Source organism: Novosphingobium sp. AP12, assembly GCF_000281975.1.
Lineage (GTDB): Bacteria > Pseudomonadota > Alphaproteobacteria > Sphingomonadales > Sphingomonadaceae > Novosphingobium.
On record NZ_AKKE01000046.1, the window covers coordinates 1 to 8,343 of the forward strand.

Sequence of the window (8,343 nt, forward strand, 5' to 3'; positions counted from 1 at the left end):
AACTGGCGGAGATAGGCCTCGATCTCAGGAGAACCGTCAACAGTGAGCGTCGCGGCCTGCGTGTTGCCTCCCGCCGCACCATCCGTTTTGCCGTCGCAGCCGGCCAGCACCGGGCATAGCGCCAGCATCGCGACGGCGGTGTATATCCCCACGAGGCGGTCAGTTCTTCGTGAATTAGGCGTCATGGCGCGAGTGTCACCGCATCGTCTCCGGCTGTTCCATCCGAAAACTCGTAACCTCTTGGGTGCGTTCCCATGGCATGGGTCCGTCCGGTCAGAGGTCGATGCACCGTGCGCCGAGCGCGGCGACACTTACGACCTCGATGGCGTATCCCGAAGTCCTGCAGCTTACGGGCCCTGCGGAACCAGGCACCTTATCGCATATAGCCGAAGAGTTCGTCTGCGCAGACTACGAGCAGCGTCGTGGTCTCTTCAACCGCGCGCAGCCCGATCAGTCCGTGATGGCCGTCAGCTATCAGCGATGCGAGCAGATAGCCGTTCGACCAGTGATGCTATGCCCTCGCCGGCGAAAGACTGTGTGGCCGAACCGTCGATCTGCACTGGATGTTCGACGGTCAGGATAGCGGTGGCCCGGTGATCGGGATCCAAAAGCGTCCAGGCAAGGACGGCGGCTTCTAGGCTCGTCACTTCGGCGACATCTTCATCTCCGCGCGGGACATTTTCCAGCGCAGCGCTCATCCGCCAGTTGATCGGGGGAGACCTCATGGTCTCGTACCAGGTGGCTTCCGCCATCGTCTTACTCCTGTGGTGCTTCGGGCTTTAATGAAGCGAACGTGGCGTTTCCGATTTCCGGCTACATTTGGAACACTCAGGTGAGAGCGGAATAGTCTGGGGCGGTTGCGCGCCGCTGTCATTTGGGTACCGACCGGCAATGAGGACCGCGATTAACCCGACGAAGGCTGTCGCCGCACCAGCCAAGGCAATGGCTGCAAAGCCAAAGCCGAAGGCGATCACCGCACCGCCGAGAGCCGCACCAATTGCGTTCCCCAAATTGAACGCACCGATATTGACGGCCGATGCGAGGTGGGGTGCGTCGGCCGCGGCCGTCATCACCCGAACCTGTAACGGGGGCACGAGCGCGAAGCTGGCGATGCCCCACAGGAAAATCAACGGTGGTGCCGCAGCGGTTTGTTCCATCATGAGCGAGAAAAGTAAGAGGATGACCGAGAGCGACGCGAGCGTAACGGTCAGCGTTCGGTCGACGGACCGATCCGCGAAGCGCCCGCCCAGCCAATTTCCGACGGTTAGACCAAGTCCATATAGAACAAGCATCGCCGTCACGAAGCCGAGCGAGGCGTGTGTCGCTCCGCGTAGGATCGGTGCGATGTAGGTGAAGACCGTAAACATTGCGCTCGATCCGACGACAGTCAGCGCGAGTGCGCCAAGCACGCGGCCGCGTCCCAAGACCCGCAACTCCGCGATGGCATCGCCATCGCTTGTCGCAGGTAATAGCGGTAGAGCGAGGCGGAGGAATATCATCGTGAAGACGCCTAGACCGGATATACCCCAGAATGAGGCTCGCCAGCCCAGGTGCGCGCCCGCCCATGTTGCCAGCGGTACGCCGACGACGTTGGCGATCGTGAGTCCCATGAACATAGTGGCTACGGCACCGGCCCGCCGACCGGCCGGAACGAGGCTCGCAGCAACAACTGAGCCGACCCCAAAAAACGCGCCATGGTTGAATGAAGTGATGACACGCGCGACGAGAAGCATCCCGTAGCTGCCTGATACAGCTGCGAGCAAATTGCCGAGCGTAAAAATTCCGGCGAGAGCAATCAGAAGGGTTCGGCGGGAGATACGTCCTGTCGTCAGCGTCATCAGCGGCGCGCCAATCACGACGCCGAGTGCGTAGGCGCTTATCAACAGGCCGGCGGTGGGGATTGAGACGGCAAGGTCACTGGCGATGACAGGTAAGAGGCCCATCGGTGCAAATTCAGTAACCCCGATCCCGAAGGCGCCGACAGATAAGGCCATAAGGCCCGGATTGAGCTTCATGATGTGCCCTTCATGCGAGCTCGCCATCCGGGCGAACTCGTAGCGCGGAAGACGGGCAGCAAATAAGTGGGCAGGTCGAACCCTGTGGAACTTGCCCCGTTCTGCTTGCCTGAGCAATACGAAGGAGCTGTTGCGAGGCATCTCCCCGGTTGGTCATCACGAACAGGGCGTACACACGCCCTCCGATCTCGCCGATGTGATGAGATCAGCAATAGCGCGTGAAGTATAGGGCTTTGAGATGAACATGGCGCCGTTTGGTATCTCAATCTGTGATGGCTTCATTTTACCCGAGGTGACGATCACTTGAAGATCGGGTCGAAGCCCGCGGACTCTTCGGGCAAGCTCCAAGCCGTCAAAGCTGCCGGGCATGTTGATATCCGTGAACAAAACGGCAATTTCGGGATGTGCCTTTAATTTGGTCAGAGCATCTTCGGCGTCGCGGGCTTCGATTGTTGAGAAGCCCAGCTCTGCCAACGTGTCGGCTGTATTCATGCGGATGAGCGGCTCATCGTCAGCCACCAAAATGACAGCTGGAAATTGGATAATTTTCATTCCGTCTCAACCGGAGTCATATTTCGAGGTTCCAGGTTTTACGTTTTTTTACCTGTTATGTCCCCTCACGTTGTCGCACAAGATCAATCCGCATGTGAGTCTTGCGCTGCAGAGACGATACCGGACGTCACTTGTAGGCGCCACCTAAGCGAGCGGCTGTGCGCGAGAACGGCGTTGCCGCAGAAATACAATACATTGAACCATATGCGCCGAAACGCGGTTATGCTCAGCTAGATCATCTCGGGCGGAACGCGCGTTTGCAGGGGAGGGAAGCCCAGACCGAACATTGCTAGATGATCGGCAGGCAGTTTAAGATCCGCAGCGAGGCGGTTTTCGTGGACATTAGAAGCCGTGCTGACTTTTGGGGATGGCGATCACATCATCGTCGCGCGTCGTCTAGGCGAGTGCGGTTGTGTCGGGGTCGCGCCGAACTGCTGCGCCACGGAGGCCATCTGGTATCGTAGAGCAAGCGGCGTTGTTCGTTAGTGCTACCGGGCGGGAGGAGGGCAATGTTGCAAGCCACGGAACCACGTTGCGTTCTGGTCTACTGCGGCTCAGATTGTACAGAACGTGATTGGTGGGGCAGCGGCTGCTGCCGTGGTGGACGTGTTCCCCCGGGTCGTCGGTGTCGAGATTGCTCACGCTCAGCGCAGGATCTTGCTGGCGTCGATAAGGCGCTCCATCGTGTCTGCCTTCTCGCCAAAGGCACCGCCGAGCCAGTGGAGCAGAAAGAGATCAAGCCAATCGGTGCCGAGCGCTCTCTCGCCTCATATGCCCGCGGCAGACCGTCCCGAAAGACGTTCTACCAATAAGCCTTGCTGACGAGACACACCATCTTGCGTATGCGCGAGATCGCTTCGCCGGCGAGCTGCTCCGTCCTTCTTCGGTGTACAACTCCGCGATGTCGATAAGCACGATCCCGCATCGGTGCGGCCGCGGTGCAGCGATTTCGCCAACCCGTTTCGACCGTTTTCGGCTATCATTGATGCCCCTTGCAAAAGCGCGAGGGCCGTTGTGCGGTCGGGACGCCTCGGAACCGCCATTGTTCTGAGAAGTAGCTCTCGATCTGCCGCTATTCGTACCAGGCGGGAGACTTCAGCGCACTGCGGTAGAAGCCTGTACTGTGGCCGATCCACAGCTGCGCCTTTGTCTGCGAAACAAATTCCACCATTGCTTGCCGTGACGCGGGGGTTGCCGTCTTCATCTCGCCCGGTGGCATCCGCCCCTTGGTCAGCTCCTCGGTGTAATGGTAGAGATCGCCGCTCACCAGCACATTGCCCGTCTTCGCGAGCTTAAGAAACAGCGATTGATGTCCCGGGGTGTGGCCGGGCGTCGATTTCAGCACGACCGTCCCATCGCCGAAGACGTCGTGGTCGCCGTCATAGACGACCTTCCGTGCGCTCTCGAGATCGGCATAATCAGCAAAATGTCCAGGCCGTGATGCGGCGAACATCTCCGCCTGCTCGGCTCGTGTCGTCAGCCATGTCGATCGGTTGAAGAGACCGGCGTTGCCGGCGTGGTCGAAATGCATGTGGGACAAGGCAATGTAGGTGACGTCTGCCGGGGTGACACCGATATTGGCGAGCTCACTGACCAGCGTGGTCGTTTTGATCTCGCCATAGCCCTCGACGATATTCTCCCAGACCGGGCGACCTACCAGCCGGTCGGCAAGCCCCGTATCGTAGAGCAGGATTCCCTTGGGATGAACGACAAGGTAGCACGTCACGGGCATGTTCGTGTCCGCCACCTCCTCCCGACTGAGGCTGTAAAGCTCCGGGTTGTTGGAGATGAGCTCGCCGCAGTTGAGCACATAGACGCGCGGTGTTGTCACCTTTGGCAACTGCGCAAGGTTAGCCCGAGCATCGCTGTCGAGCGCAGCAGCCCAGACAATAACTGATGTGCAGGGCGCAGGGGCGAGCGCGAGGAGCGTAAGAACGGCGCCGGCGAGGCGTTTCATTTGCAAAGGTGATCTCCATAACTGGATCGATCGGTCAGCCTGCGGCGCGCATATGTCGTGTGGCCGAAGACAGTGCCCCGATCATCTCTTTACATTACGCCGGCTACGGGGACAGGTCGCCAGCGATTTACGCACAAGCGTCTCTGCCACGATGCACAGTTCAACCGCCCCCGGTCGATCCTTCCATTCGATAACTTTGGTCAGTCTGCCGACCAAAACTTTGTGCGATCCGCCATCAAGGAACGACCATCTTGCAGTTGTTCTTTACGCTGCAGGGTCAATCATTCCGAAGGTTACGCACCGCAAGTTCGGCTTGATGCTGTTTGCTGTGGCGGTCGTGTTGGCGTCTTATCGCTGGCTACCCTGAACGCGGCCGTTTTACCCTTCTTGGCGTCGCGCCTTTGATTTCACCAGCTTTAGCAATAGCGTGCGCTTCGAGCGATAGTGGGATGCGCGGAAGGTCTGGGGAACGTTGGTCGTCAAGACCCGCTCGCTGGCAGGATTTCCGAAACGAACCGCGATAGGACATCCTCGTTTGCTGCTGCCCGACGGCGGTGTTCTGTCTCACCCTTCCATTTAAGCTTGGCGGCGCCCTCGGGTTGGGCGCGTCCTGGTTTGTTGCCCAAACCAGCTTTGCATTGGTCGGGGACGACGTGCCTATCGACAAACTGGAGGATCCGTTTGGACATGAGCAGAATAATGTCCTCCTTGATGCCATCGTGTCGGCCGTGCAGATGGAGCTGGGTCCTGCGCCTGCGCGATCTACCACCCGCAGCCTCTATACGAGATTTTATCTCGCTTAACGGGCGCGCTCGCCGATCTGGCCCTAAGCTCGTCGACGACTTTCACCTCTTCTGCGAACTCCGACCCTCGTCAGATCCGTCCACGGGCATCTGGGGGGGCGAAGGTTCCATTGGCCGGAGTGCATCCAATTACGACGATCTTCCCTCATGCCGGTCACAGCTTTGAGGTTGACTACGGCAGCTTGAAAGCGATCAACGCCTACCATGCCGACGGACGAAGCATGACGTACACGATCACGGGCGGCGCCACGGACGGTGCTACCGGGACTGTCGAGTACGAGTGGCGTCATCTCCCAGGCGGCTGCTTTGTCATCTCCTGGCAGGAAGGCGACGGTGCCACTGTCACCCATCTCGACGATTTCGACGCACAGCGCTCGCTGACCTTCTACACGACCCCCGATCGACAGTTCTATCGTTTAGAGGGATCGCTAAAACTTTCTACGATCTAAGCTTTCGATGGCGGCCAAGGCATATGGCCGACCATGCATAGCGGGGCGTTGATGACAAAAAGGTTTCTGGAAGGCATCAAACCTTATCCCGGCCCTGCGGGAGGGTGGGGGGCGTTGCGCGCGGTCGCGAAGGCGGTCCGAGCGGAGATGGGGGCGAGCACCGGCACGCGAGCGCTCTTCAGCATGAACCAGCCCGAGGGGTTCGACTGTCCGGGATGTGCGTGGCCGGATCCCAAGCACACCTCGTCCTTCGAGTTTTGCGAGAATGGCGCGAAGGCGGTGACCTGGGAGGCGACCCAAAAGCGAGCCGACCCGGATTTCTTTGCGCGCCACAGTGTGTCCGAACTCTGGACATGGTCCGACTACGCGCTGGAGGAGGCTGGGCGGTTGACCCATCCGCTGCGCTACGATCGGGAGACCGACCACTTCGTGCCCGTTGAATGGGACGATGCGTTCGAGCGGGTTGGCGCGGTGCTGCGCGCAGTCGCACACCCGAACGAGGTGGAATTCTATACCTCGGGACGCGCATCCAATGAGGCCGCATTCCTGTACCAGCTCTTCGCGCGGGAGTTCGGGACAAACAATTTTCCCGATTGCTCCAACATGTGTCACGAGGCGACCAGCGTTGGTCTCCCGCAATCGATCGGAGTGGGGAAAGGCACCATCACCCTTGAGGATTTTGGGGAGGCCGATGCGGTCTTCAGCTTCGGGCATAATCCTGGGACCAACCATCCGCGTATGCTCGGCACACTACGCGAGGTGTCGCGCCGCGGGGTGCCGATCATCGCCATCAACCCGATGCGCGAACGTGGTCTAGAACGCTTCCAGGATCCCCAAGCGCCGATTGAGATGGCGACCTTTGGCGCGACGCCAATCTCTTCAGGCTATCACATGGTCAAGGTGGGCGGCGACCTCGCACTGGTCAAAGGCATCATCAAGGCGTTGCTCGAAGCGGATGCCGCAGACCTCGCGGCGGGCGGGGTAGGCCTGATCGACCGCAGGTTCATCGAGGTCCACACGATCGGCTTCGAGGCGCTTCGCGCCGATATCCAGAAGGCCGACTGGGCGGCGATCTGCGAAGTGTCGGGCCTGACACAGCCGGCAATCGAGAGCATCGCGCAGGTTTACTGGAGCGCTGAGCGCTCGATCATCTGCTATGGGATGGGGATCACCCAGCACCGGCACGGGACGGAGACCGTCCAACAGCTGGCGAACCTTCTTTTGCTGCGCGGAAATTTCGGGCGCGAGGGAGCAGGCATTTGCCCGGTGCGCGGCCACTCCAACGTCCAAGGCGATCGGACCGTCGGCATCACAGAAATCCCAGCTGAACCGTTCCTTGAAAGGCTAGACCGGGCATTTGGAATCACCAGTCCGCGAGCTCACGGCCACAACGCCATCGAGGCAATCCAGGCGATGCGGGATGGAAAGGCGCGGGCCTTCATAGGTCTTGGCGGCAATCTTGCGGTCGCCATTAGCGATCCTCAGGCTACTTTCGCGGCCTTCCGGAAGCTCGACCTCAATGCCCAAATCGTAACGAAGCTAAACCGGACTTGCCTCCTCACTGCGAAGGAAAGCCTGATCCTTCCGTGTCTCGGTCGCACCGAGATCGACGTCCAGGCTGCTGGGTTGCAGGCGATCACGGTTGAGGACTCAATGTCGGTGGTCCACGCCTCGCGCGGCATGCTGCAGCCCGTTTCCGACACGCTGCGCTCGGAACCGGCGATCATCGCCGGTATCGCCAAGGCGAGCCTACCGGCCACCGTCGTGACCTGGGACGCTCTCATCGCGAACTATGATCGCATTCGCGACAAGATCGAGGAGGTCTTCCCCGACTTCTTTGATTTCAACGAGCGCGTACGGATGAAGGGCGGCTTCCGGCTCCGGGTTGGCGCAGCGCTGCGGCAATGGGATACGCCCGACGGCCTGGCCCACTTCATTGTAGCCGATATACCGCCCGGCGTTGGATGCGAGGAGCATCCATTTCTCCTCACAACGATCCGAAGCCACGACCAGTACAACACCACCATCTATGGCCTGGACGATCGCTATCGCGGCATCACCGGTCGCCGGGACGTCGTCTTCCTCAATGGTGAGGATCTGCGCGATCTTGGCTTGGAGCATGGCGATCTCGTCGACATTGTCGCCGGTGACCGTGTGCTGACGGGCCAGACAGCCGTCGCCCACACGATTTCGCGCGGCTCCGTCGCAGCGTATTATCCCGAGGCGAATTGCCTGGTGCCGCTCGAAAACTACGACAAGGCGAGTGGAACGCCGGCCTATAAGTCTATCCCGGTCATGGTTCGGCGCGCGGCGTGATGGCCCGGGACGACGAGCGCCCCGGTTCCGGCGACGCCAACGCGGTGGGCGCCCGAGAGCGAGTGCGGTCCAACGACCGGAAGGGGAGCGTCTTTCTATTGACCATCCGGAAGCGGCGGCGCTCAAAGTGCACAGCCAGGCGAAGATGCGAAGAAGGGGAGGGAGGGCACGCTGGCCGGTTACATTGTGTAGCCCGATGCGATCGGTCCGTTCGTGTCCTACGGGCCGTCAATTGTGGCGGTTCGCCGGCC

At 60.3% G+C, this 8,343-nt stretch carries 7 protein-coding genes; 3 read left to right on the forward strand and 4 right to left on the reverse strand.

What is annotated here, in order from left to right; translation table 11 throughout:
- Positions 1-467: 467 nt before the first annotated feature.
- The 4 genes from PMI02_RS08450 to PMI02_RS08465 all read right to left on the reverse strand — a co-directional run bounded on the left by PMI02_RS08450 (position 468) and on the right by PMI02_RS08465 (position 4,524).
- Entirely contained in the window at positions 468-752 is a 285-nt protein-coding gene (locus PMI02_RS08450) for a hypothetical protein (protein ID WP_007681495.1), read from the reverse strand.
- Positions 753-779: 27 nt separating this feature from the next.
- Positions 780-2,015, reverse strand: coding sequence for an MFS transporter (locus PMI02_RS08455; protein WP_081496661.1), 1,236 nt, complete (start codon positions 2,013-2,015; stop codon positions 780-782).
- 156 nt (positions 2,016-2,171) lie between these two features.
- Positions 2,172-2,567 carry a response regulator gene (locus tag PMI02_RS08460; RefSeq protein ID WP_052025476.1) on the reverse strand — a complete coding sequence of 132 codons (396 nt, stop codon included), beginning with the start codon at positions 2,565-2,567 and terminating at the stop codon, positions 2,172-2,174.
- A gap of 1,072 nt (positions 2,568-3,639) precedes the next feature.
- Positions 3,640-4,524: an N-acyl homoserine lactonase family protein gene (locus PMI02_RS08465; protein WP_007681497.1), complete on the reverse strand. Its 885-nt coding sequence runs from the start codon at positions 4,522-4,524 to the stop codon at positions 3,640-3,642.
- Positions 4,525-5,078: 554 nt separating this feature from the next.
- Here PMI02_RS08465 and PMI02_RS28365 point away from each other — a divergent pair.
- From PMI02_RS28365 to PMI02_RS08480, 3 genes are all read left to right on the forward strand, one after another.
- Positions 5,079-5,327, forward strand: coding sequence for a bestrophin family ion channel (locus PMI02_RS28365; RefSeq protein ID WP_036502988.1), 249 nt, complete (start codon positions 5,079-5,081; stop codon positions 5,325-5,327).
- Positions 5,328-5,509: 182 nt separating this feature from the next.
- A complete protein-coding gene (locus PMI02_RS08475) occupies positions 5,510-5,776 on the forward strand; it encodes an adenylate cyclase (protein ID WP_202948617.1) in 267 nt (88 codons plus the stop codon).
- Positions 5,777-5,809: 33 nt separating this feature from the next.
- Positions 5,810-8,092 carry an FdhF/YdeP family oxidoreductase gene (locus PMI02_RS08480; protein WP_007681500.1) on the forward strand — a complete coding sequence of 761 codons (2,283 nt, stop codon included), beginning with the start codon at positions 5,810-5,812 and terminating at the stop codon, positions 8,090-8,092.
- The last annotated feature ends 251 nt before the right edge of the window (positions 8,093-8,343 follow it).

Excerpts from the sequence above, each read along its gene's own strand:
- PMI02_RS08450 (WP_007681495.1), bottom strand. The coding sequence starts at position 752 with ATGGCGGAAGCCACCTGGTACGAGACCATGAGGTCTCCCCCGATCAAC.
- PMI02_RS08455 (WP_081496661.1), bottom strand. The coding sequence starts at position 2,015 with ATGAAGCTCAATCCGGGCCTTATGGCCTTATCTGTCGGCGCCTTCGGG.
- PMI02_RS08460 (WP_052025476.1), bottom strand. The coding sequence starts at position 2,567 with ATGAAAATTATCCAATTTCCAGCTGTCATTTTGGTGGCTGACGATGAG.
- PMI02_RS08465 (WP_007681497.1), bottom strand. The coding sequence starts at position 4,524 with ATGAAACGCCTCGCCGGCGCCGTTCTTACGCTCCTCGCGCTCGCCCCT.
- PMI02_RS08480 (WP_007681500.1), top strand. The coding sequence starts at position 5,810 with ATGCATAGCGGGGCGTTGATGACAAAAAGGTTTCTGGAAGGCATCAAA.